Origin of the sequence: Actinacidiphila yanglinensis, assembly GCF_900107965.1 — a bacterium.
GTDB classification, from domain to species: domain Bacteria; phylum Actinomycetota; class Actinomycetes; order Streptomycetales; family Streptomycetaceae; genus Actinacidiphila; species Actinacidiphila yanglinensis.
In genome coordinates this window covers 1-24,074 of the sequence record NZ_FNVU01000007.1, presented here as the reverse complement: position 1 = coordinate 24,074, position 24,074 = coordinate 1, and the positions used below count along the sequence as shown (strand labels likewise).

At 72.3% G+C, this 24,074-nt stretch carries 23 protein-coding genes; 9 read left to right on the top strand and 14 right to left on the bottom strand.

Features of this window, described 5'->3' with window-relative positions; genetic code table 11:
- Window positions 1-1,284, top strand: a complete 1,284-nt coding sequence (locus tag C4U44_RS17525; RefSeq protein WP_103886774.1) for a thymidine phosphorylase — start codon at window positions 1-3, stop codon at window positions 1,282-1,284.
- Between the two features lie 244 nt (window positions 1,285-1,528).
- Here C4U44_RS17525 and C4U44_RS17520 read toward each other — a convergent pair whose 3' ends face one another.
- Window positions 1,529-2,320, bottom strand: a complete 792-nt coding sequence (locus C4U44_RS17520; protein WP_103886773.1) for an alpha/beta hydrolase — start codon at window positions 2,318-2,320, stop codon at window positions 1,529-1,531.
- 100 nt (window positions 2,321-2,420) lie between these two features.
- Here C4U44_RS17520 and C4U44_RS17515 point away from each other — a divergent pair, with 100 nt between their 5' ends.
- Together C4U44_RS17515 and C4U44_RS17510 are read left to right on the top strand one after the other, a co-directional pair.
- The gene (locus C4U44_RS17515; protein WP_103886772.1) at window positions 2,421-3,584 is read left to right on the top strand and encodes an adenosine deaminase; all 1,164 of its coding nucleotides are present in this window, start codon (window positions 2,421-2,423) and stop codon (window positions 3,582-3,584) included.
- A gap of 92 nt (window positions 3,585-3,676) precedes the next feature.
- Window positions 3,677-3,985 carry a hypothetical protein gene (locus tag C4U44_RS17510; protein ID WP_103886771.1) on the top strand — a complete coding sequence of 103 codons (309 nt, stop codon included), beginning with the start codon at window positions 3,677-3,679 and terminating at the stop codon, window positions 3,983-3,985.
- A 94-nt stretch (window positions 3,986-4,079) separates the two neighbouring features.
- On the opposite strand, the gene C4U44_RS17505 is transcribed toward C4U44_RS17510, so the two are convergent.
- The 4 genes from C4U44_RS17505 to C4U44_RS17490 form a co-directional block, all read right to left on the bottom strand.
- Window positions 4,080-4,580: a VanZ family protein gene (locus C4U44_RS17505; protein WP_235032162.1), complete on the bottom strand. Its 501-nt coding sequence runs from the start codon at window positions 4,578-4,580 to the stop codon at window positions 4,080-4,082.
- A 107-nt stretch (window positions 4,581-4,687) separates the two neighbouring features.
- Window positions 4,688-5,359, bottom strand: a complete 672-nt coding sequence (locus C4U44_RS17500; RefSeq protein WP_200823298.1) for a hypothetical protein — start codon at window positions 5,357-5,359, stop codon at window positions 4,688-4,690.
- Window positions 5,359-6,960: a sensor histidine kinase gene (locus C4U44_RS17495; RefSeq protein ID WP_235032161.1), complete on the bottom strand. Its 1,602-nt coding sequence runs from the start codon at window positions 6,958-6,960 to the stop codon at window positions 5,359-5,361. Before C4U44_RS17495 ends, C4U44_RS17500 begins: the two co-directional genes overlap by 1 nt.
- Window positions 6,957-7,634 carry a response regulator transcription factor gene (locus C4U44_RS17490; RefSeq protein ID WP_103886769.1) on the bottom strand — a complete coding sequence of 226 codons (678 nt, stop codon included), beginning with the start codon at window positions 7,632-7,634 and terminating at the stop codon, window positions 6,957-6,959. The genes C4U44_RS17495 and C4U44_RS17490 overlap by 4 nt, the downstream gene beginning before the upstream one ends.
- A 324-nt stretch (window positions 7,635-7,958) precedes the next feature.
- Between C4U44_RS17490 and C4U44_RS17485 the strand changes: the two genes are divergently transcribed.
- On the top strand, window positions 7,959-8,732 hold the full coding sequence (locus C4U44_RS17485; RefSeq protein ID WP_103886768.1) for a SigE family RNA polymerase sigma factor: 774 nt from the start codon (window positions 7,959-7,961) through the stop codon (window positions 8,730-8,732).
- Window positions 8,733-8,986: 254 nt separating this feature from the next.
- On the opposite strand, the gene C4U44_RS17480 is transcribed toward C4U44_RS17485, so the two are convergent.
- A complete protein-coding gene (locus tag C4U44_RS17480) occupies window positions 8,987-9,676 on the bottom strand; it encodes a nucleoside/nucleotide kinase family protein (protein ID WP_235032160.1) in 690 nt (229 codons plus the stop codon).
- A gap of 47 nt (window positions 9,677-9,723) precedes the next feature.
- On the opposite strand from C4U44_RS17480, the gene C4U44_RS17475 reads away from it, so the two are divergent.
- Window positions 9,724-10,116, top strand: a complete 393-nt coding sequence (locus C4U44_RS17475; RefSeq protein ID WP_103886767.1) for a hypothetical protein — start codon at window positions 9,724-9,726, stop codon at window positions 10,114-10,116.
- Between the two features lie 12 nt (window positions 10,117-10,128).
- On the opposite strand, the gene C4U44_RS17470 is transcribed toward C4U44_RS17475, so the two are convergent.
- The 3 genes from C4U44_RS17470 to deoC are packed head-to-tail and all read right to left on the bottom strand — an operon-like array spanning window position 10,129 to window position 13,517.
- A complete protein-coding gene (locus C4U44_RS17470) occupies window positions 10,129-11,040 on the bottom strand; it encodes an aldehyde dehydrogenase family protein (RefSeq protein WP_103886766.1) in 912 nt (303 codons plus the stop codon).
- Complete coding sequence (locus C4U44_RS17465; RefSeq protein ID WP_103886765.1) at window positions 11,037-12,527, bottom strand: aldehyde dehydrogenase family protein; 1,491 nt, start codon at window positions 12,525-12,527, stop codon at window positions 11,037-11,039. Before C4U44_RS17465 ends, C4U44_RS17470 begins: the two co-directional genes overlap by 4 nt.
- A 6-nt stretch (window positions 12,528-12,533) precedes the next feature.
- Window positions 12,534-13,517, bottom strand: coding sequence for a deoxyribose-phosphate aldolase (deoC, locus tag C4U44_RS17460; RefSeq protein WP_103887086.1), 984 nt, complete (start codon window positions 13,515-13,517; stop codon window positions 12,534-12,536).
- A gap of 561 nt (window positions 13,518-14,078) precedes the next feature.
- On the opposite strand from deoC, the gene C4U44_RS17455 reads away from it, so the two are divergent.
- Window positions 14,079-14,753, top strand: coding sequence for a PH domain-containing protein (locus tag C4U44_RS17455; protein WP_103886764.1), 675 nt, complete (start codon window positions 14,079-14,081; stop codon window positions 14,751-14,753).
- A gap of 19 nt (window positions 14,754-14,772) precedes the next feature.
- Here the strand turns inward: C4U44_RS17455 and C4U44_RS17450 are convergent, their stop codons facing one another.
- The 3 genes from C4U44_RS17450 to C4U44_RS17440 form a co-directional block, all read right to left on the bottom strand.
- Entirely contained in the window at window positions 14,773-16,440 is a 1,668-nt protein-coding gene (locus tag C4U44_RS17450) for a phospho-sugar mutase (protein ID WP_103886763.1), read from the bottom strand.
- A 393-nt stretch (window positions 16,441-16,833) separates the two neighbouring features.
- Window positions 16,834-17,643 carry a purine-nucleoside phosphorylase gene (locus C4U44_RS17445; RefSeq protein ID WP_103886762.1) on the bottom strand — a complete coding sequence of 270 codons (810 nt, stop codon included), beginning with the start codon at window positions 17,641-17,643 and terminating at the stop codon, window positions 16,834-16,836.
- 136 nt (window positions 17,644-17,779) lie between these two features.
- A complete protein-coding gene (locus C4U44_RS17440) occupies window positions 17,780-18,217 on the bottom strand; it encodes a gamma-glutamylcyclotransferase (RefSeq protein ID WP_103887085.1) in 438 nt (145 codons plus the stop codon).
- Window positions 18,218-18,340: 123 nt separating this feature from the next.
- Here C4U44_RS17440 and C4U44_RS17435 point away from each other — a divergent pair, with 123 nt between their 5' ends.
- Both C4U44_RS17435 and C4U44_RS17430 read left to right on the top strand, forming a co-directional pair.
- On the top strand, window positions 18,341-19,819 hold the full coding sequence (locus C4U44_RS17435) for an NAD(P)H-quinone dehydrogenase (RefSeq protein ID WP_103886761.1): 1,479 nt from the start codon (window positions 18,341-18,343) through the stop codon (window positions 19,817-19,819).
- 439 nt (window positions 19,820-20,258) lie between these two features.
- Window positions 20,259-21,188, top strand: coding sequence for a DeoR/GlpR family DNA-binding transcription regulator (locus C4U44_RS17430; RefSeq protein ID WP_235032159.1), 930 nt, complete (start codon window positions 20,259-20,261; stop codon window positions 21,186-21,188).
- A gap of 76 nt (window positions 21,189-21,264) precedes the next feature.
- Here C4U44_RS17430 and C4U44_RS17425 read toward each other — a convergent pair whose 3' ends face one another.
- The gene (locus tag C4U44_RS17425) at window positions 21,265-21,894 is read right to left on the bottom strand and encodes a TetR/AcrR family transcriptional regulator (RefSeq protein WP_103887084.1); all 630 of its coding nucleotides are present in this window, start codon (window positions 21,892-21,894) and stop codon (window positions 21,265-21,267) included.
- Between the two features lie 118 nt (window positions 21,895-22,012).
- Between C4U44_RS17425 and C4U44_RS17420 the strand changes: the two genes are divergently transcribed.
- Window positions 22,013-23,503 (top strand): MFS transporter, encoded by a 1,491-nt coding sequence (locus tag C4U44_RS17420; RefSeq protein WP_103886759.1) that lies wholly within the window; start codon window positions 22,013-22,015, stop codon window positions 23,501-23,503.
- A 148-nt stretch (window positions 23,504-23,651) separates the two neighbouring features.
- On the opposite strand, the gene C4U44_RS17415 is transcribed toward C4U44_RS17420, so the two are convergent.
- Window positions 23,652-24,074: acetyl-CoA carboxylase biotin carboxyl carrier protein subunit (locus tag C4U44_RS17415; RefSeq protein WP_146088283.1), on the bottom strand; the 423-nt coding region annotated here is incomplete at its 5' end.

Genomic DNA, 24,074 nt, shown 5'->3' with positions numbered 1-24,074 from the left:
ATGGACGCCATTTCAGTCATCCGTGCCAAGCGCGACCGCGGCCGGCTCAGCGACGGCCAGATCGACTGGGTGATCGACGCCTACACCCGTGGCGAGGTGGCCGACGAGCAGATGTCGGCGCTGGCCATGGCGATCCTGCTGAACGGCATGGACCGGGCCGAGATCGCCCGCTGGACCGCCGCGATGATCGCCTCCGGCGAGCGGATGGACTTCTCCGGGCTGGTCCGGCCGACCACCGACAAGCACTCCACCGGCGGCGTTGGCGACAAGATCACGCTGCCGCTGGCACCGCTGGTCGCCGCGTGCGGCGCGGCCGTTCCGCAGCTGTCCGGGCGGGGCCTGGGCCACACCGGCGGCACCCTCGACAAGCTGGAGTCCATCCCCGGCTGGCGGGCCTCGCTCGGCAACGACGAGATGCTGGCCGTGCTCGCGGACGCCGGCGCCGTGATCTGCGCGGCGGGCGACGGGCTCGCGCCCGCCGACAAGAAGCTGTACGCGCTGCGGGACGTGACCGGCACCGTCGAGTCGATCCCGCTGATCGCCTCCTCGATCATGTCCAAGAAGATCGCCGAGGGCACCGGCGCGCTCGTCCTCGACGTCAAGGTCGGATCCGGCGCCTTCATGAAGTCCCTCGACGACGCCCGCGAGTTGGCATCCACCATGGTCGGGCTGGGCACCGACCACGGGGTGCGCACCGTCGCGCTGCTCACCGACATGTCCACCCCGCTCGGCCGCACCGCGGGCAACGCGCTCGAAGTGCGCGAGTCCGTCGAGGTGCTGGCCGGCGGCGGCCCCGCCGACGTCGTCGAGCTCACCCTCGCCCTCGCCCGCGAGATGCTCGACGCCGCCGGCCTGCCCGACGCCGACCCGGTCAAGGCACTCGCCGACGGCTCCGCGATGGACGTCTGGCGCCGGATGATCAGCGCCCAGGGCGGCGATCCCTCGGCGCCCCTGCCCACCGCCCGCGAGCAGCACGTCCTGACGGCCCCCGCGAGCGGCGTGCTCACCGCGCTGGACGCCTACGCCGTCGGCGTCGCCGCCTGGCGCCTCGGTGCCGGCCGCGCCCGCAAGGAGGACGCCGTCCAGGCCGGCGCGGGCGTCGAACTCCACGCGAAGCCGGGGGACACCGTCGCCGAGGGCGCCCCGCTGCTCACCCTCCACACGGACACCCCGGAGCGATTCCAGACCGCCCTGGACGCCCTCGAAGGAGCCTTCACCCTCGCACCCGAGGGTGCTTCCTTCACGCCCTCACCCGTCATCCTCGAACGCATCGACCGCCCCTGAGAACGTATTGACCGCCCCGACCCACCCGCCTGCCCCGTCCTGTCGGTTGAGGGACCTTGCGGTCCGCTGTGGGTTGTGGGGGCACCTCCCAGGCGGAGCTCTGGGGGAGCAGTTCCCCGCGCCCCTTGGTTGGTGACGCTCTTTTCGCGGAGGGTGCCGCACATATCAGGGGCGCGGGGAACTGCGCGAACAACCACCGCGGACCGCAAGGTCCCGTGACAACAGGACGGGGCTCCCCGGAGGGTCAGGGCACCCTCAGGGACCGGCCGAACCCCGAGGCAAGCGGCATCCTCAACCCCAAAGGCGGCGGAGCCGCAAGCGCATCGGCGACAGGCCGGGCAAACGGCCGCTCCAAAAGAGACCCCAGCACGAAATCCGTGGTGAGCGCGAAGACTTCCGCCCGGTGCTGGTGCAACCCGTGCCCGTCGGAGTGCACTTCGAACCTGCACACCTCCCGATTCACCTTCTTCGCCCGCTCGGCGAGGCGATAGGAGAGCTCGGGATCGGTCGAACTGTCGTCGGTACCGTGCACGATCAGCACCTGGCGCCCGTTGAGCTGCTTGACCGGCTCCGGCTCGGGATCCTCGGGGAGCCACGGCGCGAGCGCGACGACGGAACGCACGGCGGGGTGCCCGCCGGCGTGCAGCGCCGCCCGCGCGCCCATGTCGAGGCCGACGAGGCACACCGGCACGTCGCCGTAGCGCCGCACCGCCTCGCCGACGGCCCACTCCGCGTCCTCCGCGGGATGCGCGTGACCGCCGTTCCAGCCGCGGAAGCGGTAGTGCACGACGTGCGCGGCCACCCCGTCGGGCGCGCCGGACCGGACGAGGTGGCGGGCGAGCGGCCACATCGTCGCGGCGGCCATGGGCGAGCGGCGGCGGGTGCTGAGCGCGTCGCCGCCGGGCAGCGCGAGCACCACCGCGCGCACGGTCCTCGCGCCGGCGTACTGATCGCGCTGCCGGGGCACGGATACCAGGCCGGGTGCGACCTGACGCCCCAGTCGCGCGCCACGTGCCGGTAATGCTTGCGAAGCCATGGCGCAACGATGGCAGACAGGAGGGTGTGCGTTCGATGGCCGAGCGGAAAATAGTTGGTCCCGACGCGATATCTACGCGCGTAGGGACTATCGTTCGAGGATGCAGAACCCGACACCTCACCTCCCCACGGCAGAACAGATCCGCCGCGCCCCGAAAGTCCTCCTGCACGACCACCTCGACGGCGGGCTGCGGCCCGGCACGATCGTCGACATCGCGCGGGCGACCGGATACGACGCGTTGCCCGAGACCGATCCCGACAAGCTGGGCCGGTGGTTCCGCGAGGCGGCCGACTCCGGCTCGCTGGAACGGTACTTGGAGACCTTCACGCACACCTGCGCGGTGATGCAGACCTACGACGCGCTGGTCCGGGTCGCCGCCGAGTGCGCCGAGGACCTGGCCGCCGACGGCGTCGTCTACGCCGAGGTGCGGTACGCCCCCGAGCAGCACCTGGAGGGCGGGCTGACCCTGGAGCAGGTGGTGGAGGCGGTCAACGAGGGGTTCAGGGAAGGCGAGCGGCGCGCGCGGGAGGGGGACAATCGGATCAGGGTCGGTGCGCTGCTCACCGCGATGCGGCACGCGGCCCGCTCCCAGGAGATCGCCGAACTCGCCAACCGCTATCGGGACCGGGGCGTCGTCGGCTTCGACATCGCCGGCGCGGAGGCGGGTTACCCGCCCACCCGGCACCTGGACGCGTTCGACTACCTCAAGCGGGAGAACAACCACTTCACCATCCACGCCGGCGAGGCGTTCGGCCTGCCGTCGATCTGGCAGGCCCTCCAGTGGTGCGGCGCGGACCGGCTCGGCCACGGGGTGCGGATCATCGACGACATCACGGTCGACGACGAGGGCGTGCACCTCGGCCGGCTCGCCTCCTACGTGCGCGACAAGCGGGTGCCGCTGGAGATGTGCCCCAGCTCCAACCTCCAGACCGGTGCGGCGACCTCCTACCGGGACCACCCGATCGGGCTGCTGCGGCGGTTGCACTTCCGGGTCACCGTCAACACCGACAACCGGCTGATGTCGGGCACCAGCATGAGCGAGGAGTTCGGGCATCTGGTCGACGCGTTCGGCTACACCTTCGACGACATGCAGTGGTTCACCGTCAACGCGATGAAGTCCGCGTTCATCCCTTTCGACGAACGGCTTGCCATGATCAACGAGGTGATCAAGCCGGGCTACGCCGAGTTGAAGGCGGAGTGGCTGTTCGCGTCGGGCGCCGCCGCACCGCCTCTGGCCAGCGATTCTGCCGCAGAGCGGGGTTGAGCGAGGGGGTTGTGCGCCGGGGTGCGGATCGGCATCACGGCCGCGCCACGCCGGTTGCGAGTAACGCGATCAGCTGACTACGTTCCGTTGCCATGCAAACCCTCACCAAGAAGTCCCTCACCACCGTCGCCCTCGGTCTCGCCGTCACCGCCGCGGCGGCCGGTACCGCCTCCGCCACCGGCCTGGTGCAGTCGGGCGAAGCCCTCGCCCCGATCGGTTCGGCCGCCAACCTCGTTCCCGGTGCCACCTCCACGGTGGCGGGTGCGCAGACCGCTCTCGGCAACGGGACGTCCGCGTTGCCGACCGGGTCGGGGAGCCTCGTGCCCTCGGACAATCACCTGTCGGGGAACTCGCTCGGGCCGGCCACGGGGTTGCTCGGCGGTCTGCCTCTCGGTGGCTGAGTAATCCCGGGTGCCCTGACCCTCCGGGGTGCCCCGTTCTGTTGACAGCGGACCGCAACGTCCCTCAACCGGCAGGACGAGGCACCCCGGAGGGTCAGGGCACGCTCGCGGTCAGCGGAAGCGGGGGAACCGGCTCGGCCTCGCGGAGTCCCCGCAGGAGGCGGCGCCGGGCCGCCGGGACGACGAGCAGGTGCGCCACCGCGACACCCACCGTGTTGAGGATCAGCGCGTCCACGTCGAAGAGCTGCCCGGGCACCATCGTCTGGGTGAACTCCACCAGCATCGAGACCATCAGCCCGGCGAAGACCGTCCGCAGGAAGGACGCGAGCCCCGACGCGTCGGGCCGCCCGCCGGCCATCGGCAGCAGCACGCCCAGCGGGGCCAGCAGCCCGAGCCCCGCGCCCAGCCGACGGGCGGCCTCGACCGGGCCCATCGACAGGTCCTCGCGGATCGTGCCCAGCGGCCGCAGGTTCGGCGCGGGCACCCACGCCACGTAATGCGGCCGCAACAGCATCCATCCGACGAACACGAGATACGCGGCGGTGAGCAGCAGCCCGGCCGCGCGCACCCTGAAGACAAAGCCGTCGTGCCGCACGTTCTCGATGACGCCCGCATCACGCGCGCCGGTTCCCGTTCCGCCACTGCGACACGCCCGCCACCTGCGTGATCCCGGTCACAAGCCCCTGGCGAGGCCCCTGACGATCAGCTGAGGGGCATGCCCGTCATGTCCGCCTCGTCGGTGCCGGTGAGCAGATCCGACGTGCAGCCGTACCCGCGCAGCTTGCCGTCGGGCGCCGGGCCGCCGAGGACCACCTTGCCGTCGGGGGCGACCGCCGAGTCGGCGGCCAACGTGCACACGATCTGCGCGAGGGCGAAGGAGGGCAGCTCGTCCAGCGGCTCGTTGAGGCGCAGCGCGTCCGCGCGGTCGCCCTTGACGGGTCCGTCGATCTGCAGGAAGCCGGGCACCGCGGTGGAGAACCCGTCCTTCGTCTCCGTGGCGCGCGGGCTGATCTGGAGCTGCGAGAGCAGCGTCCTGACCTCGCCGAGCCGGTTGATCCGCCCGTCGCGCACCTCGGTGGTGCGCGAGACCGGGGCGACCTGGGTGTTGCACACCAGGTAGACGCGGTGGACCACCATGTCCGGTGAGGTGGCGGACGGGGCCTTGGGCGGCGCGCACGCCACCCGGGACGGCGCCGCGCCGTCGTCGACCGGGACGGTGGTGGAGCGGATGCCGCATCCCGCCAGCGTCACCAGTACCGCGCAGGAGGCCGCCAGAACGGCCGCGGAGCGGCGCGGGCCGCGCCCGCCCCCTCCGGGCCGCACCCGGCGCCCGCCGGGCCCCCTGCCGCCCGCCGGTGCGTTTCTCGCCGTCATCACGCGCCCCCCGCGGGCCCTTCGGCGCCGCCCTCGCCACTCCTGGTGGATCCGCCGGGCGGCGGGGACCCCTTGCCGTCGTCGCCGTTCGTCCCCGCCGTGCCGTTCGCCCGGGTGGCGCCGCCCTCGTCGTCCTCCGCGGGCGGGCGCACCGGCATCCGCAGCGTGAACACCGCGCCGCCCTCGGAGCCGTTGGCGGCGGTGATGTCGCCGCCGTGGATGTGCGCGTTCTCCATCGCGATGGACAGGCCCAGGCCGCTGCCCTCGGAACGGGCCCGGGAGGCGTCGGCCTTGTAGAACCGGTCGAAGACGTGCGGCAGCACGTCCTCGGGGATGCCGGGACCGCGGTCGGAGACCACGATCACGATCTCGCCGTCCGGGCCGCCCTCCCGGCGCAGGCTCACCCGGACCGGGGAGCCGCCGTGCTTGAGCGCGTTGCCGATCAGGTTCGCCATGATCACGTCGAGCCGGCGCGGGTCGATGGTGGCCAGCAGCCCGCGCGGCGCGTCCAGTTCCACCGAGTCCAGCCAGGCCCGCGCGTCCATGCAGGCCATGATCATGTCGGCGACGTCCACCTCGTCGACCCGCAGCTTCGCGGTCCCGGCGTCGAACCGGGTGACCTCCATCAACGTCTCCACCAGCTCGTTCAGCCGCCGGGTCTCGCTGACCACCAGGCGCACCGCCGGGGCGATCATCGGGTCCAGCGCATCCGCCTCGTCCTCCAGGACGTCGGTGACCGCGGTGATCGCGGTCAGCGGGGTGCGCAGCTCGTGCGACATGTCCGCCACGAAGCGGCGGCTGGCGGCCTCGCGGGCCCGCAGCTCCTCGACCCGCCCCTCCAACTGCTCGGCCGCGTTGTTGAAGGTCCGCGACATCTCGGCGAGCTCGTCGGTACCCGACACCTTCAGCCGGGTGTCGAGCTGGCCCTCGCCGAGCCGCTTGGCGGCCTCGCCGAGCCGCCGCACCGGCCGCAGTACCGCGGATCCGGCCGCCTGGGCCAGCAGGGCCGCGCCGATCAGCGCCAGCAGCGTGGCGATGCCCAGCGACCAGGCCAGCGAGTTGAGGTCCTTGCGCTCGGCGTCCAGCGACTTGAGCATGTAGCCGGTCGGGCCGTCGCCGTTTATCCGGGCGCCCGCCACCAGATAGGGGTGGCCCTCCAGCGAGATCCGCTCCCAGTGCAGGTGGTAGCGGCCGTCGTCCTTCGTGTGCTTGGTGTTCACCGCCCGCACCAGCGAGGCGGGCACGTCGTCCATCGAGAAGGTGCTGCCGTCCGACCGTTCCGCGCACGGCCCGCCGGCCGAGTTGTCGATCAGGACGACCTGGTAGGTGTCCGGGCCCCCGATCCGGTTCGCGGCTATGCCCAGCGACTTGCAGGTGGGCTCCACCGGCAGCGAGGAGGCGTTGCGCTGCAGGGAGTCGCGGAAGTCGTTGAGGGCACTGTTCTGCGCCCGGGTGAGCACCGCGTCGCGGTTGAGCCAGTACGCGATCCCCGACACCGACACCGCCGCGGTCAGCGCCACCAGCGCGAACACCGCGATCAGCCGCAACCGCAGGCTGGTCCAGCGCAGCAACCCGAACAGGCCGCCATGGGCACGGCTCACTGAGGCGTGTCCAGGCGGTAGCCGACGCCGCGGACGGTACGGATCAGGGTCGGCGACGACGGAACGTCCTCGATCTTCGCGCGCAGCCGCTGCACGCAGGCGTCCACCAGCCGCGAGTCGCCGAGGTAGTCGTGCTCCCACACCAGCCGCAGCAACTGCTGCCGGGACAGCGCCTGGCCCGGCCGGCGGCTCAGCTCCAGCAGCAGCCGCAGCTCGGTCGGGGTGAGCTGGAGGTCCTGGCCGTCCTTCGTGACGGTCATCGCACTCCGGTCGATCACGATCGAGCCGAACGCCGCCGAGTCGGTGCTGTCCCGCTCGCCGCGGCGCAGCACCGCACGGATGCGGGCGTCCAGCACCCGCGGCTGCACCGGCTTGATCACGTAGTCGTCGGCACCGGACTCCAGCCCCACCACCACGTCGATGTCGTCGCTGCGCGCGGTGAGCAGGATGATCGGCAACTGGTCGGTCCGCCGGATGCGCCGGCAGACCTCGAAACCGTCGATCCCGGGCAGCATCACGTCCAGCACGATCAGGTCGGGCCGCTGCTCCTTGAGCAGTTTCAGGCCGTCCTCGCCCGTCGCAGCGGCCACCACACGGTGGCCCTGGCGGGACAGGCCGAGTTCGAGACCCGTACGGATGGCGTCGTCATCCTCGATCAGCAACAGGAAAGGCACGGCGCCATTGTTGCCTACGAGGGTGAGGGTGCGGGAAGGGGTCGAGCCGTAGCGACTCCCGCAGGTGCGCGTAAACCGGTGTGACGCCCGGTTCCTGGTGGGTTTCCTGAGGGGCGAGGGGCCGTACGGACCCTGGATGCGCGGGGGTGACGTGCTCTGCCCGGCCCCGCCTTCCTGCGGCTTTCCTCTGTGACGGCTCTGTGACACTCGGCGGACAGCGTGATGAAACTGGCCCGGCAGTCTTATGCCCATCGGACGAACGCGAGGCCACACAGGCTGCGACGCCGAAGACCACGTGGCAGGTTCCACCAACGGGGGCGCGAGATGAACGCACTGCACAGCACCACCACCACCGCAGTTCATGCCGCGCACGCACGCCCCGGGTTCCGGGCCAGCGAGATGTCCGGTGCCGCGAACGGACGGGGGTACGCGCGCGGCACCGGACGCACCAGCACCTTCCAGCCGGCCCGCCCGCGTCCCGCGCACATCGCGCCGGTCGACGCGACGCAGCCCGCGGGCGCCGAGCCCGCCGCGGCGCGGGTGCCGGAGCAGCGCGGCGCGCAGCACTCCGCCGAGGCGGAGGCCGCGTTCACCGCGTACGTGCAGGAGCGGCGCGCGTCGCTCTACGCGACCGCCTACCACCTGACCGGCGACCGTTTCGCGGCGGAGGACCTGCTGCAGAGCGCGCTGTTCTCCACGTACCGCGCCTGGGACCGGATCAGCGACAAGGCGGCCGTCGGCGGTTACCTGCGGCGGACCATGACCAACCTGCACATCAGCGCGTGGCGGCGCCGCAAGCTCAGCGAGTACCCGACGGAGGAACTGCCCGAGACGGTCGGCGACACCGACGAGATGGGCGGGACGGAGCTGCGGGCCGTGCTGTGGCAGGCACTCGCCCGGCTGCCCGAGCAGCAGCGCACGATGCTCGTGCTGCGGTACTACGAGGGCCGCACCGACCCGGAGATCGCCGACATCCTGAACATAAGCGTCGGCACCGTGAAGAGCAGCATCTGGCGGTCGCTGCGGCGCATGCGGGAGGACGAGGCGCTGAGTTTCGGGCGCAGCGAGGAAGAGGCGTTCGGAGAGCTGGTCGCGTAGCGACGGTTCCCGGACCCTCCGGGGTGCCCCGTTCTGCCGGTTGAGGGACCACCTGCCGGTGGTGGGCTTGTCGCGCAGTTCCCCGCGCCCCTGGTTTGTGCGGGTCCTTCCGCGGAATGAAGGTCGCAACCCCCCGGATGGGTACGGGTCCCTCCGCGGAAAGAGGGTCACCACCAAGGGGCGCGTGGGGGCACCTCCCAGCCGCCAGGCTGGGGGAGAACTGCGCGAGCAACCACCGCGGACCGCAAGGTCCCTCAGCTGACGGACAGGGGCATCCGGGGGTGGGCCTCGGCGATACGGGAAAGCGCCGCGCGCTGATCGCACGGCGCGCAGCCGAACCCGACCTGGCGAGCCACGATCGCGCGTTCGGCGCGGAAGAGGTGCCAGCCCCGCCGGATGAGGAACCGTACCGACTTCCGCCCCTCGCGCAGGTCGCGGACGAAGCGGCGGCGTGCGGTCGTCGCGGGGTTGCCGCGCAGGCATATCGCGTCGGCCAGCAGCCCGAGGGCGCGGCAGCGTTCGACGATCTCCGCGGCGAAGATGCCCTCGGCGACGAACAGCGGCGCGCCCGCGAGGTCCAGCCGGTTCCACCCGGCGACCGCGCTGGACGCGATGTCGTAGCGCGGCGTGTCCGTACTGCCGCGCTCGCACAGCTCGCTGATCGCGGCGACGGCCGCGTCCGCGTGCCAGGAACCGGGGGCGTCCCAGTCGGCCGCGTCACCGCCGGGCAGCAGCGGGAGCGTGGGGTCGCCACCCTCCTTGTAGAAGTCGTCGAGTGCCAGGACCGGCAGGCCGGTTCGCGCGGAGAGCGATGACTTGCCCGAACCGGACGGTCCGGCCAGCAGGATCACGCGGGAGCGGGAAGGTGAACTCACGGACAACCATTCTCCCGGAACCACGCCCGGGGGACTCCCCCCGGTATGACAACTACCGTCCGCGGTCATTACGTTACGCTGCGACAGCAACCGATGACGTCGACAGGAGCACGCACATGCCCTCGCTGCGCACCGCCCTCACCCTCACGCTGACCGCCGCGGCGGCGGTGGCCGTCACCCCGGCGGCCACCGCCTTCGCCGCGGACGCCCCGGCGGCGCTGCCGGACCTCCAGAGCGCCACCGGCGCGCTGCCCACCTCGGGGATCACCTCCGCGGTGCCCACCCAGTCGGTGACCGGCGCCCTCGCCAACGGCATCGAGCCGGTCCGCGAGCTGAAGCTCGACCCGCTCAGCAACACCACGGTCGACCCGCTCACCAACGGGGTCGGCTCCCAGGTCGCCGACTTCCAGACCGTGTCGACGACCGACGCCACCGAGCCCCTCACCGGCGGCGGTTCGCTGGGCAGCCTGCCGCTGACCGGCTCCGTCACCGGCCTGCTCCCGCACTGACCGCCGGAGCCCTCAGACCCCGATCGGGTGCCAGACCGTCTTGGTCTCCAGCCAGGCCGTCAGGCGCGAGGTGCCCGGGTCGGCGGTCCAGTCCTCCCCAAGGGCGGGCCGGCGGACCCGCTTGAGGTTGTCGGCCGCGGCGGCCTCCAGTTCGGCGGCCAGCTCGGGGCCGGCGCCGGTGAGGTCGATCCCGTTGACGTCCTGGTGGGCGGCGAGCGGCGTGGCGATCTCCGCGGTGCGGCCGGAGAGGAGGTTGACCACGCCCCCGGGCACGTCGGAGGTGGCGAGCACCTCGCCCAGGGACAGCGCCGGCAGGGGCGCGCGCTCGGCGGCGACCACGACCGCGGTGTTGCCGGTGGCGATCACCGGGGCGAGCACCGAGACCAGTCCGAGGAAGGACGAGTCCTGGGGCGCGAGTACCGCGACCACGCCGGTCGGTTCGGGCGTGGAGAGGTTGAAGTAAGGACCGGCAACCGGGTTGGCGCCCCCTACCACCTGGGCGATCTTGTCGGTCCAGCCCGCGTACCAGACCCAGCGGTCGACCGCCGCGTCCACCACGGCCGCCGACTTCGCCTTCGACAGGCCCTCCGCGTCGGCGACCTCGCGGGCGAACTGCTCGCGCCGCCCCTCCAGCATCTCCGCGACGCGGTAGAGCACCTGCCCGCGGTTGTACGCGGTCGCCCCGGACCAGCCGGCCACCGCTTTGCGGGCCGCGACCACCGCGTCCCGCGCGTCCTTGCGCGAGGCGAGCGGCGCGTTCGCCAGCCACGCGCCGCCGTCCTGCCCGCCGCCGGAGCCCTTGGCACCCCTGGAGTCCGTCACCTCGTACACCCGGCCGCTCTCGGAGCGGGGGAACTTGCCCCCGACGTACAGCTTGTAGGTCTTCTGGACGCTCAGCCGCGTCGTGGTCCCCGGCGCCTTCATCGGTCGCCCTCCCCTTCTCCGTGGCCCCGCCCGCCGGCCGGCACGTCCGCCGCCGCGAGGTACGCCTCCAGGCCGTGCCGGCCGCCCTCCCGGCCGTAGCCGGACTCCTTGTAGCCGCCGAACGGCGAGGTCGGGTCGAACTTGTTGAAGGTGTTCGCCCACACCACCCCCGCCCGCAGCTTGCTCGCCATCGACAGGATGCGCGAGCCCTTCTCCGTCCAGATCCCCGCGGACAGCCCGTACGGCGTGTTGTTGGCCTTCTCCACGGCCTCGGCGGGCGTGCGGAAGGTCAGCACCGACAGCACCGGGCCGAAGATCTCCTCCCGGGCGATCCGGTGCGCCTGCGTCACCCCGGTGAACAGCGTGGGCGCGAACCAGTAACCGGACTCGGGCAGCTCGCACGCGGGCGCCCAGCGCTCCGCGCCCTCCGCCTCGCCCGCCTCGGCGAGCGCGGTGATCCGGGCCAGCTGCTCCGCGGAGTTGATCGCCCCGATGTCGGTGTTCTTGTCCAGCGGGTCGCCGACGCGCAGCGTCTCCATCCGCCGCTTCAGCGCGTCGAGCACCTCGTCCTGCACCGACTCCTGGACCAGCAGCCGCGAGCCCGCGCAGCACACGTGGCCCTGGTTGAAGAAGATCCCGTTGACGATGCCCTCGACGGCCTGGTCGATCGGGGCGTCGTCGAAGACGATGTTCGCCGCCTTGCCGCCCAGTTCGAGGGTGACCTTCTTCCCGGTGCCCGCGACGGTGCGGGCGATCGCCTTGCCCACCTCCGTCGACCCGGTGAAGGCCACCTTGTCCACGCCCTCGTGGGCGACCAGCGCCGCGCCCGCGTCGCCGTACCCGGTGAGGATGTTGACGACACCGCGCGGCAGGCCCGCCTGGCGGCAGACGTCGGCGAAGAACAGCGCGCTCAGCGGGGTGGTCTCGGCGGGCTTGAGCACCACGGTGTTGCCCGCGGCGAGCGCGGGCGCGATCTTCCACGCGAGCATCAGCAGCGGGAAGTTCCACGGGATGACCTGGCCGGCCACGCCCAGCGGTCGCGGATCGGGGCCGTAACCGGCGTATGCCAGCTTGTCGGCCCAGCCCGCGTAGTAGAAGAAGTGGGCCGCGACCAGCGGCAGGTCCACGTCGCGGGTCTCGCGGATCGGCTTGCCGTTGTCCAGCGACTCCAGCACCGCCAGCTCCCGGGACCTCTCCTGGAGGATGCGGGCGATCCGGAACAGGTATTTGCCGCGCTCGGCGCCCGGCAGCGCCGACCACGTCCCGAACGCCTTGCGCGCGGCCCGCACCGCCCGGTCGACGTCGGCCTCGCCGGCCCGCGCCACCTCGGCGAGCACCTCCTCGCTGGAGGGGGAGACCGACTTGAAGACCCGGCCGTCGGCGGCCTCGGCGAACTCGCCGTCGATGAACAGCCCGTACGAGGGTGCGAGGTCGACGATCGCCCGGGACTCCGGCGCGGGCGCGTACGCGAACTTCTGGTGTGCCATGAGGGATCAGTCCACCGTGACGTAGTCGGGACCGGAGTACCGGCCGGTGCTGAGCTTCTGCCGCTGCATCAGCAGGTCGTTGAGGAGGCTGGAGGCGCCGAACCGGAACCACTCGGGCGACAGCCAGTCGTCGCCGAGGGTCTCGTTCACCATCACCAGGTACTTCACCGCGTCCTTCGCGGTACGGATGCCGCCGGCCGGCTTCACCCCGATCTGCACGCCGGTGGCCCGGCGGAAGTCGCGGACCGCCTCCAGCATCACCAGGGTGTTCGCCGGGGTGGCGTTCACCCCCACCTTCCCGGTCGAGGTCTTGATGAAGTCGGCGCCGGCCAGCATCGCCAGCCACGAGCAGCGCCGGATGTTGTCGTACGTCGACAGCTCGCCGTTCTCGAAGATCACCTTCAGGTGGGCGCGGCTGCCGTCCTCGCGGGTGCAGGCCGCCTTCACCGCCTGGATCTCCTCGAACACGTCCAGGTAGCGGCCGGACAGGAACGCGCCGCGGTCGATCACCATGTCGATCTCGTCCGCACCCGCGGCGACCGCCTCCGCGGTGTCCGCGAGCTTGACGCTGCGCGCGGCCCGGCCGGACGGGAAGGCGGTCGCGACGGCCGCGACGTGCACGTCCGTGCCGCCCGCGGCGGCCACCGCCTCCTTCGCCACGGCGACCATGTCGCCGTACACGCAGATCGCGGCGACCGGCGGGACACTCCGGTCGGCCGGGTCCGGCCGCACGCCCTTCGCGCACAGCGCGCGCACCTTTCCGGCGGTGTCCGCGCCTTCCAGGGTGGTCAGGTCGATCATCGAGATCGCCAGGTCGATCGCGTACGCCTTCGCGGTCGTCTTGATCGAGCGCGTGCCCAGGGCTGCCGCTCGCGCCTCCAGCCCGACGGCGTCCACCCCGGGCAGGCCGTGCAGGTAGCTGCGCAGGGCCCGGGGGGAGGAGCTCACGTCGGGGAGGAGGGTCGAGGGCGGGACTACTTCTGAGGACATGGTCACCACATCACCATATCTACGCGCGTAACACCTCCGCTACCTCCTGCGGGGGGCTGGGTGCGGGTCCGGCCGGGTTGCCCGGTTCGGTCGGTTCCCGGACCACCTGCCGGTGGGGGTTGTTCGCGCAGTTCCCCGCGCCCCCTGGTGGTGACGCTCCTTACGGAAGGGGTCCGGCCGGGTTGCCCGGTTCGGTCGGTTCCCGGACCACCTGCCGGTGGGGGTTGCTCGCGCAGTTCCCCGCGCCCCCTGGTGGTGACGCTCCTTACGGAAGGGGTCCGGCCGGGTTGCCCGGTCCGGTCGGTTCTCGGACCACCTGGCGGTGGGTGGCTTGTCGCGCAGTTCCCCGCGCCCCCTGGTGGTGACCCTTGTTCCGTGGACGTACCCGGGCGTGCGGGGGCCGCTCGACCTTTTTTCGCGGAAGGACCCGCACTTACGCAGGGGCGCGGGGAACTGCGCGACAAGCCCACCACCGGGAGATGGTCCCTCGACCGGCAGGGCGGGGCACCCTGGGGGGTCAGGGGCACCACAGGGACGCCTGATCGGGCAGAATCGGACCTTATGACGAGTCCCAAGAACGACCGCTCGGGACCGGCCACCGCCGGGAACGGGCAGCCGAAGTACGCCGACCGTTCCTACCGGTCCGTGGCCGGCGTGATCGGCGGCGTGCTGCTGCTCTGCCTGGCCGGATGGCTCGGCGGGGACGCGATCGCGCGCGGCACCGGCCACACCCCGTGGCTGGCCCTGGCGGCGATGCTGTGCGCGGTCCCGCTGATCATCGCGTTCAGCCTCCGGCCGGTCGTCTACGCCAGCGACGAGCGCATCCTGGTGCGCAACCCGTTCCGCACGATCACCGTGCCGTGGGCCGGGGTGGACAGCATCCGCGCCGCGTACTCGACCGAGATGGTCGCGGACGGCCACAAGTTCCAGCTCTGGGCGATCCCGGTGTCCGTACGCGCCCGCAAGAGCGCGGCCCGGCAGAACGCGAGGGCGCAGGCGGGGGACAGCCGTGACGTGTTCGGCGCGATGCCCCGCCGCCGTCCCGGCCGGCCCGACGACGACGGCACCATCCGCGCTCCCTCCGACCGCTCGGTGAACGAGCTGCGCGAGCTGGCCGACCGGCACCCGATCGACGAGGAGACCCGGCCGCGTCCGGTGATCCGCTGGTGCTACGAGATCATCGCCCCCTCCGCGGCCGGCGCGGTCGTCCTGATCGTGCTCGCGGCGATCGGCTGAGCCGGCCCCGCCCGGGCGATCAGATGCCGGCCGCCGCCGCGAGGTCGGCCTTGAGGGCTGCCAGCAGGTCGGCCGCCGTGCTCCGGGCGGCCGTCAGCGCGGACCCGTCGGAAACGGGCACGACCACTTCGAGATAGCACTTGATCTTGGGCTCGGTCCCGCTGGGGCGGACCACGACACGGGCACCGTCGACCGGGGCCCCGGCCAGGTGGTACCGCAGGCCGTCGGTGGGAGGCAGGCCGCCTGCCCCTTCGGCGAGGTCGTCGACGCCGGTCACGGCGAGGCCCGCCAGGGCGGCCGGCGGGTCCGCCCGGAGCCGCTTCATCGCCGCGCCGATGAGGGAGAGGTCCGCCACGCGCGCGGAGAGCTGGTCGGTGGCGTGCAAGCCGTGGGTGAGGGCGAGTTCGTCCAGCAGGTCGGCGAGCGTGCGGGACTCCCGCTTCAGGGTGGCGGCGAGTTCGGCGACGAGCAGCGCCGCGGTGATGCCGTCCTTGTCGCGCACCCCCGCCGGGTCGACGCAGTAGCCGAGCGCCTCCTCGTAGCCGTAGCGCAGGCCCTTCACACGGGAGATCCACTTGAAGCCGGTGAGGGTGTCGGCGTAGCCGAGTCCGGCGCCGGCGGCGATCTTCGACAGCAGCGAGGAGGAGACGATGCTCGCCGCGAAGGTGTCCCGGCCGGGGACGGCCGCACCGCGCCGGACGAGGTGGACCGCGAGCAACGCGCCCAGCTCGTCGCCGCGCAGCATCCGCACGCCGCCGGGCGCGGCCGGGTCCGGTACGGCCGCCGCACAGCGGTCCGCGTCCGGGTCGTTGGCGATGACCACGTCCGGGTGGTGCTCGCGCGCGGTCGCGAAGGCGAGGTCCATCGCGCCGGGCTCCTCCGGGTTCGGGAAGGCCACGGTGGGGAAGTCCGGGTCCGGTTCCGCCTGCCGCGGGACCACGGCGGGTGCCGGGAACCCGGCCCGCTCGAACGCCGCCAGCAGCGTGCGCAGCCCGACCCCGTGCATCGGCGTGTAGACGGTCGCCACCTCGCGCGGGCCGCCCGGCGCGACCACGCCCACCGCACGGTCCAGGTACGCCGTGACGATTTCTTCGCCGAGTACGGTCCAGCCGTCCTCCGGCCTCGGCACCGTCTCCAGCGGGCCCACCGCCGCGATCCGCGCGGCGATCTCCGCGTCGGCCGGCGGCACGATCTGCGAGCCGTCGCCCAGGTAGACCTTGTAGCCGTTGTCCTGCGGCGGGTTGTGGCTCGCGGTCACCATCACCCCGGCCGCCGCTCCCAGATGACGGATGGCGAACGCCAGCACCGGGGTGGGCAGCGGGCGCGGCAGTACCGCCGCGCGCAGGCCCGCGCCGACCATCACCGCGGCGGTGTCCCGTGCGAAGCGCTCCGACCGGTGGCGGGCGTCGTACCCGATCACGACCAGGCCGCCGCCGATGTTCTCGAGGTACGCGGCGAGGCCGGCGGCCGCGCGTATCACCACCGCCCGGTTCATCCGCATCGGGCCGCCGCCCATCGCTCCGCGCAGGCCCGCGGTGCCGAACTCCAGGGTGCCGCGGAAACGGTCCTCGAGGTCCGCCCGTGCGGAGTCGTTCCCGTCCTTCGCGGCGTCCACCAGGGCTTGGAGCTCCGCTCGGGTTTCGGGGTCGGGGTCCTCAGCGATCCACTGCGTGGGCTCGAGCCGCACGTCGGTCCTCCTTGGTCCGTTCGTTCGCCCTCAATCGCCGGGCGGGCTTGGCTGTGCTCGGGCTGCCCGTTGCTCTGTCCTCAGTCGCCGGGCGGGCTGGGTTGGGCTCGGGCTGCTCGTTGTCCTGCCCTCAATCGCCGGGCGGGCTTGGCTGTGCTCGGGCTGCTCGTTGCTCTGTCCTCAGTCGCCGGGCGGGTTGGGTTTGGTTGCCGTGGCGGGTGGCTTGAGGTCGGGTGGCGGGGCGGCGTGGGTTTGGTTGCGGTGCGCGTCGTGTTTTGCGCCGGGCGGGGCTCGGTGCCATTGGCGGGACGGCTTCGCGGTTGCGCGCCGGGGGATATCAGCCTGCCCGGCGATTGAGGGCGGAAAAAGGGGCGGGCGGGCGGGGAGGAACCCTCAGAGGCGGCCCAGCACCTGGTGGAGGAGGGCTCCCATGCGGGCCGCGGACACCCGGCCGGCCTCGAGAACTTCCTCGTGGTTGAGGGGCGCCCCGGTCATCCCGGCGGCGAGGTTGGTGACGAGGGAAATACCGAGCACCTCCGCGCCCGCCTCGCGCGCAGCGATCGCCTCGAGGGCGGTGGACATCCCCACGAGGTCCCCCCCTATCGCGCGGACCATGCCGATCTCCGCGGGCGTCTCGTAGTGGGGGCCGGGCAGTTGGACGTAGACGCCCTCCTCGAGGGAGGCGTCGACCTCGCGGCACAGGGCGCGCAACCGGGGGGAGTAGAGGTCGGTGAGGTCGACGAAGCGGGGGCCGAGCAGCGGCGACGAGGCGGTCATGTTGATGTGGTCGCTGATGAGGACGGGCTGCCCGGGCCGGAAGCCGGGGCGGAGGCCGCCGCAGCCGTTGGTGAGCACGATCGTCTTGCAGCCGGCCGCCACCGCGGTGCGCACCCCGTGCACCACGCTGTCGACGCCGTGCCCCTCGTAGAGGTGGGTGCGGCCGAGGAAGACCAGGGCGCGCACCTCGCCGATCCGCACCGAGCGGACCTGTCCGGAGTGGCCGGCCACGGCGGGCGCGGGGAACCCGGGCAGATCGGTGATCGGTACCTCGTGGTCGTGGGTGCCGAGTTCGTCGGCGGCGGGCACCCAGCCCGACCCCATGACGAGGGCCACGTCGTGCGTGTCGGCGCCGGTCAGCTCGCGGAGGCGGGCGGCGGCGGCATCGGCCGCGGCGTAGGGATCGGGTTCTGCGGAAGCGTTCACGCGGATGAGCGTAACCCGTGTTTCCCTACGCGCGTAGACGCCTCAGGCACGTGGCGTCCGGAAATCGGATCTTCTGACAATTGACGGTGTGGGCGCGCTCCGGCATCCGGGTGGCGGCCGTGCGGTGCGGGGTGCCTCAGCAGGGCCGCTTGCGCAGCTCCATCACGTAGTCGTAGGGCGCTCCGGCGGACTCCGCCGCGTCCGCGATCTCGCCGAGATAGCGGGCCGAAGGCAGGCCGCCCTCGTAGTCGTTGAGGACGAACAGCCACGCCGCCTCGTCGCCGTCCAGGGTGTGCACGCGCAGGGTGGTGCGCCGGTAGATGGACAGCGGCACGCCCTCCCAGCGGTCCATCGACTCCTCGTCCACCTCGGCGATGTCGTACAACCCGATGAACACCTGGTGGCCCGGCGCCTCCACGACCGTGGCCAGCGCGCCCTCCCAGCCCATCTGCTCGCCGCCGAAGGTCAGCCGCCACCCGTCGAGCCACCCGGTGCCGCGCAGCGGGGAGTGCGGGGCGCGGCGGGTCATCAGCCGCGCATCGAGGTTGCTTCCGTAGGCGGCGTAGAGCGACATGGACACGAGAGTACGGGAGCGGGGTCGACACGGCGTAAGGAGCGGACACCGCGTCCCCGCACGATCCGCCCGTCGGCGGTCCCGGCCGGACCCTGGCGCGGATCGCTTGGCGCGTGCGGGACAATGGGGTACGTGACTCGGATCGTGATCATCGGCGGCGGACCCGGCGGCTACGAAGCCGCGCTCGTAGCGGCACAGCTCGGCGCGGAGGTGACCGTCGTCGACACCGACGGTCTGGGGGGTGCGTCGGTGCTGACCGACTGCGTGCCGTCCAAGACCCTCATCGCCACCGCCGAGGTGATGACGACCTTCGACTCCTCGCACGAGGAGCTGGGCATCCTCGTGCACGACTCCGTCCACGCGGTCGCCGGCGGGCAGGAGGGCCGCGCCCCCCTGGAGCGTCCGGCCCGGGTGGTCGACGTGGACCTCGGCAAGGTCAACCGCCGGGTGAAGCGGCTCGCGCTCGCCCAGTCGCACGACATCACCGCGGCCGTGACCCGGGCCGGCGCCCGGGTGATGCGCGGCCGCGGGCGGTTGGAGGGCTGCCCGACCGCCGAGGGCACCCGCACCGTCGTGGTCGAGGCCGCCGACGGCAGCACGGAACGGCTGACCGCCGAGGCCGTGCTCATCGCGACCGGCGCGCGCCCGCGCGAGCTGGAGGACGCGCTGCCCGACGGCGAGCGCATCCTGAACTGGACCCAGGTCTACAACCTCGACGAGCTGCCGGAGGAGCTGATCGTGGTCGGCTCCGGCGTCACCGGTGCCGAGTTCGCCGGCGCCTACCAGGCGCTCGGCTCCCGGGTCACCCTCGTCTCCTCCCGCGACCGGGTGCTGCCCGGCGAGGACCCGGACGCCGCCGCCGTCCTGGAGGACGTCTTCCGCCGCCGCGGCATGAACGTGATGGCCCGCTCCCGCGCGCAGTCCGTCAAGCTGGTCGGCGACCGGGTCGAGGTGGCCCTCGCCGACGGCCGGATGATCAGCGGAACGCACTGCCTGATGGCGGTCGGCGCGATCCCCAACACCGCGGGGATGGGCCTGGAGGAGGCGGGCGTCAAGCTCACCGACTCCGGCCACATCAAGACCGACAAGGTCTCCCGCACCAGCGCCCCCGGCGTCTACGCGGCGGGCGACGTCACCGGCATCTTCGCGCTGGCCTCGGTCGCCGCGATGCAGGGCCGGATCGCGATGTACCACTTCCTCGGCGACGCGGTGGCGCCGCTCAACCTCAAGACGGTCTCCTCCAACGTCTTCACCGACCCCGAGATCGCCACTGTCGGCTACACCCAGGCCGACGTCGACGCCCAGCGGATCGAGGCGAACGTCGTCAAGCTCCCGCTGCTGCGCAACCCGCGGGCCAAGATGCAGGGCGTCCGCGACGGCTTCGTCAAGATCTTCTGCCGGCCCGGCACCGGCATCGTCGTCGGCGGCGTCGTGGTCGCGCCCAAGGCGAGCGAGCTGATCCACCCCATCTCGATCGCCGTCGACAACAGCCTCACCGTCGAGCAGATCGCCAACGCCTTCACCGTCTACCCGTCGCTGTCCGGCTCCATCGCCGAGGTCGCCCGCCAGCTGCACGCCCGCAAGACCGGCTACGGCAGCTGAACTCCCGCCGCCCCGCTGTCACATGGCGGTGACGGCCGGCCCCGGTCCGGTAACAGTGGGACGCGTTCGCTCGTTCTCGGTGACCTGATCCCCCTCCGGTGAAGCCACATGCCGGCCGCTGGGAGGTCGAGGCCCGCACGCTCGACGACCAGGCCGCGGCGCGGAAGAAGCAGCAGCCGGCGAAGGGGAGCGGCCGACTCGCCGGGTTCGACCCCGACCGGATCACCACGCCGGCCCGGCGTAACCGCCGTGCGGGGGGGGGAGCGGGGAGGGGGCGCACAACCCTGGGGGGAAGGGAACGCGCGGTCGAGCTATAGCACTTGACGGTCTGTTTTGTGCACGTCTTCCATCAACGGGTGCAAAACGCTGAAACCGTCCGGTCGTTGGCATTACTGTCGGTTCCGTGTTCGCTGCAGAACGTCGTCAGTTGATTCTGGAAATGGTGCGGGCTAACGGAGCGGTGTCGCTCCGGGAGCTCGCCCGGGTCGTCCAGACGTCCGAAGTGACCGTGCGCAGGGACGTACGGGCGCTGGAGGCGGAAGGACTGCTGGACCGCCGGCACGGCGGTGCGGTGCTGCCGGGTGGCTTCACCAGGGAGTCCGGCTTCCCGCAGAAATCCCATCTAGCGACCGCGGAGAAGACGGCCATCGCCGATCTCGCGGCCGGTCTCGTCCAGGAGGGCGAGGCGATCGTGGTCGGCGCGGGCACCACCACGCAGGAGCTGGCGAGGCGGCTGGCCCGGGTGGCCGGGCTGACCGTCGTCACCAACTCCCTGCTGGTGGCGCAGGCGCTCGCCCATGCCAACCGTGTCGAGGTGGTGATGACCGGAGGCACCCTGCGCGGCTCGAACTACGGCCTGGTCGGCAGTGGAGCCGAGCAGTCGCTGCAAGGGCTGCGGGTGTCCCGGGCGTTTCTGTCCGGCGCGGGTCTGACCGCCGAGCGCGGGCTGTCCACGTCCAACATGCTCTCCGCGAGCGTGGACCGGGCGCTGGTGCAGGCCGCCGCGGAGGTCGTGGTGCTCGCCGACCACACGAAGCTCGGCACCGACACGATGTTCCAGACGGTGCCGACCGACCGGATCACCCATCTCGTCACCGACGATCCCGAGCCGGACGACGAGCGGGCCGGTACGGAGCTTCAGGTGCTGGCCGACAGGGGTGTGCAGATCACCGTCGCGTCCCTGCCCGGGGTGGGGCCGTCGCCAGCAGTGGCGGCGGCCGCCGCGGCGGACGGGCTCGCGACCGGTCGCGGCCACCGCGACCTGCCGGGTCCGCGCCGGCACCAAGGACTGCGGGGCGGCCAGGCGCTGGGCGCCCCCGCCGGTGGGGAGGCCCCCACCCCGCGCCTCGCCGACGTCCGGCGGCGCTGACCCGATCGAACCCGATCGAACCCGGCCCGCCCGGTTGATCCGGGCGCCCCCGTCCCCGGCCCGGCAGGCTGCGCGCTCAGCCGGAATGGGCGGGGGCGTCGGCGGCGGCCGCCACGACCGGACCGCTCGCGCCGTGCGGGCCGCCCGCCCGGAAGGCGTCCCCGGCCGGACGCGGACGCATGCCGTCCACCGCGAGGGACATGAGCCGCTGGAAGACGCCCTTCTCCGCGGGGTCCTTCTCCGCCGCCTGCACGATCGCGTAGGTCAGCTTGAGCAGGTCGCCGATCGTGATGTCCTCGCGGACGGCGCCGGCGCGCTGGGCGCGCGCGAGCAGTGACCCGCCGGACGCGCGCAGGCTCGCCTTGCATGCGGGCATCTGCGTCTCGGACGCCTCGACGATCGCCGCCGCCATGCCGCGGTAGGCGGTGGAGTGGACCGCGACCGCCTGCAGCCATCCGACGAGGCCCTCCGTCGGGTCATCGGCGGACATCAACTCTTCGGCACGCGCCGCGAGTTGGTCGATCTCGCGGAGGAAGACCGCGTTCATCAGGTCGTAGCGGCTCGGGAAGTGCCGGTAGAGCGTGCCGATGCCGACACCCGCGTGACGCGCGATGTCCTCGAGGGCGACATCGGTGCCGTGCACGATGAACGCCTGACGGGCCTCCAGGAGCAACCGGTCGTAGTTGCGCTGAGCATCTGCCCGCATCGTCGTCACGCCTCCACTCCGGAACATCTCGCCGAAAGCGATTGTACTTCCGGAGGGTGCCTCCGTATAGTTTTCGGAGGAGACCTCCGTTTACCTCTCCGCTGGAGGCTTACTCAACATGTCCACGTCCACTACGCGTGATTCCGACGGCCCCACCGGCACCGCTGCCGGCCCGGCCGCCGGCACCACCGGCGCCACCACGGGCGCCACCCGCCTGCCGTCGTCCCCCGCCAGCAGGCACTCCTACCTCGTTCTCGGTGCCATCGTCGGCACCCAGTTGATGATCCTGCTCGACGCCACGGTGGTGAACGTCGCGCTTCCCGGCATCGGCACCCACCTGGGCTTCTCGGCCACCGGCATGTCCTGGGTGCTGAACGTCTACACCCTCGCCTTCGGCGGCCTGCTGCTGCTCGGCAGCCGGATAGGCGACCTGATCGGCCGGCGCACCGCGATGGTGTGGGGCGTCGCGGCGTTCACCCTCGCCTCCGTCGCGGGCGGCGTCGCCAACGATGCCACCACGCTGCTGGTCGCCCGCGGCTTCCAGGGCGCCGCCGCCGCGCTGGCGGCACCGAGCACCCTCGCCCTGATCGCCACGTCGTTCTCCGAGGGCAGCGAGCGCAACCGCGCGCTGAGCGTCTTCTCCGCGGTGTCCGGCGCGGGCTCGGCGATCGGCCTGACCGCGGGCGGTGTCCTCACCGACCTGGGCTCCTGGCGCTGGGTGTTCTTCATCAACGTGCCGGTCGGCATCGCCATCATGCTGCTCGCGCCCCGCTTCATCAAGGAGACCGAGCGGCACCGCGGCGGCCGCTTCGACGTCGCGGGCGCGCTGACCGGCACGCTCGGCATGGCCACCCTGGTGTACGGCTTCATCCGGGTGGGGGAGAGCGACTGGAGCGACGGCCGGGCGCTGACCTCGTTCGCGATCGCGGTCGCCCTGCTCGGCGCGTTCCTGGTCAACGAGACACGGGTCGAGCGCCCGCTGGTGGTGCTGCGGCTGTTCGCCGACCGCAACCGGGCCATCGCCTACAGCGTGATGCTGCTGGTACCGGCCGGGATGTTCGGCGTCTTCTACTTCAGCACGCAGTACCTCCAGACCTACCTGCACTTCAGCCCGTTGAAGACCGGCTTCGCGTTCCTGCCGCTGGCCGGGCTGCTCTTCCTGGCCGCGCGGCTCGCGCCGCGCATGATCGGCACGTTCGGCGCCAAGACGGTGGTGAGTATCGGCCTGCCGATCAACCTTGCCGGCACGATCTGGATCACCCAGCTCGGCCCGACCGACGGCTACGCCGCCGGCATCCTCGGCCCGCTGATGCTGGTCGGTTTCGGGGTGGGCTGGACGATGATGCCGCTGAACACCTTCATCCTGTCCGGGGTCCAGCCCAAGGACGCGGGTTCCGCGTCCGGCCTGCTCCAGACGATGCAGCAGGTCGGCGGCAGCCTCGGCCTGTCGATCCTGGTCACCGTCTTCGGCACGGTCTCCCGGCACGCGCACAGCGACGCGTTCATCAACGGTGCCACCGCCGCCTTCACCCTCGCCGCGATCTTCGTCTCCGCCGCGCTGGTGATGGTGCTCCTGCTCAAGGCGCCGCCGAAGCCCGCGCTGCGCTGAGCCGGCGGTACGGGCCGCACCGCCGGCCCGCCCCGCACGCACGAACGCCGGTCGGCTGGTCCCGTGACCAGTGCGACCGGCGTCGTCGTCCATCAGGAGCGGGTTCGGGTGAGCGGCGGCTGACGTGGCGCCAGCCGCCCCGCGGGTCTCAGTCCTTGATCTCGCAGATGACCGCGCCCGAGGAGATCGAGGAGCCGACCTCCGCCTTCAGGCCGATGACGGTGCCGGCGCGGTGCGCGTTGATCGGCTGCTCCATCTTCATGGCTTCGAGGACGACGATCAGGTCGCCCTCGGCGACGGTCTGCTTCTCTTCGACGGCGACCTTCACGATCGTGCCCTGCATGGGCGAGGCCAGCGTGTCGCCGGAGACAGCCGTCGCCGCCTTCGCCGCGGCCCTGCGCTTCGGCTTCGCGCCCGCCGCCAGACCGGTCCGGGCCAGCGCCATCCCGAGGTGTGCCGGGAGGGAGACTTCGAGGCGTTTGCCGCCGACTTCGACGACGACGGTTTCGCGGCTGCCGGTTTCCTCTTCGTCGGGGGTGGTGCCGGTGAAGGGGGGGATGGTGTTGTCGAA

What these genes read in the sequence shown, in the direction of transcription:
- C4U44_RS17485 (WP_103886768.1), top strand. Translation starts at nt 7,959, where the DNA reads ATGAACGCACTGCACAGCACCACCACCACCGCAGTTCATGCCGCGCAC.
- deoC (WP_103887086.1), bottom strand. Translation starts at nt 13,517, where the DNA reads ATGTCCTCAGAAGTAGTCCCGCCCTCGACCCTCCTCCCCGACGTGAGC.
- C4U44_RS17430 (WP_235032159.1), top strand. Translation starts at nt 20,259, where the DNA reads ATGGTGCGGGCTAACGGAGCGGTGTCGCTCCGGGAGCTCGCCCGGGTC.
- C4U44_RS17435 (WP_103886761.1), top strand. Translation starts at nt 18,341, where the DNA reads ATGGGGTACGTGACTCGGATCGTGATCATCGGCGGCGGACCCGGCGGC.
- C4U44_RS17470 (WP_103886766.1), bottom strand. Translation starts at nt 11,040, where the DNA reads ATGAAGGCGCCGGGGACCACGACGCGGCTGAGCGTCCAGAAGACCTAC.
- C4U44_RS17425 (WP_103887084.1), bottom strand. Translation starts at nt 21,894, where the DNA reads ATGCGGGCAGATGCTCAGCGCAACTACGACCGGTTGCTCCTGGAGGCC.
- C4U44_RS17465 (WP_103886765.1), bottom strand. Translation starts at nt 12,527, where the DNA reads ATGGCACACCAGAAGTTCGCGTACGCGCCCGCGCCGGAGTCCCGGGCG.
- C4U44_RS17500 (WP_200823298.1), bottom strand. Translation starts at nt 5,359, where the DNA reads ATGACGGCGAGAAACGCACCGGCGGGCGGCAGGGGGCCCGGCGGGCGC.
- C4U44_RS17440 (WP_103887085.1), bottom strand. Translation starts at nt 18,217, where the DNA reads ATGTCGCTCTACGCCGCCTACGGAAGCAACCTCGATGCGCGGCTGATG.
- C4U44_RS17515 (WP_103886772.1), top strand. Translation starts at nt 2,421, where the DNA reads ATGCAGAACCCGACACCTCACCTCCCCACGGCAGAACAGATCCGCCGC.
- C4U44_RS17475 (WP_103886767.1), top strand. Translation starts at nt 9,724, where the DNA reads ATGCCCTCGCTGCGCACCGCCCTCACCCTCACGCTGACCGCCGCGGCG.
- C4U44_RS17520 (WP_103886773.1), bottom strand. Translation starts at nt 2,320, where the DNA reads ATGGCTTCGCAAGCATTACCGGCACGTGGCGCGCGACTGGGGCGTCAG.
- C4U44_RS17455 (WP_103886764.1), top strand. Translation starts at nt 14,079, where the DNA reads ATGACGAGTCCCAAGAACGACCGCTCGGGACCGGCCACCGCCGGGAAC.
- C4U44_RS17525 (WP_103886774.1), top strand. Translation starts at nt 1, where the DNA reads ATGGACGCCATTTCAGTCATCCGTGCCAAGCGCGACCGCGGCCGGCTC.
- C4U44_RS17480 (WP_235032160.1), bottom strand. Translation starts at nt 9,676, where the DNA reads ATGACCGCGGACGGTAGTTGTCATACCGGGGGGAGTCCCCCGGGCGTG.
- C4U44_RS17420 (WP_103886759.1), top strand. Translation starts at nt 22,013, where the DNA reads ATGTCCACGTCCACTACGCGTGATTCCGACGGCCCCACCGGCACCGCT.
- C4U44_RS17510 (WP_103886771.1), top strand. Translation starts at nt 3,677, where the DNA reads ATGCAAACCCTCACCAAGAAGTCCCTCACCACCGTCGCCCTCGGTCTC.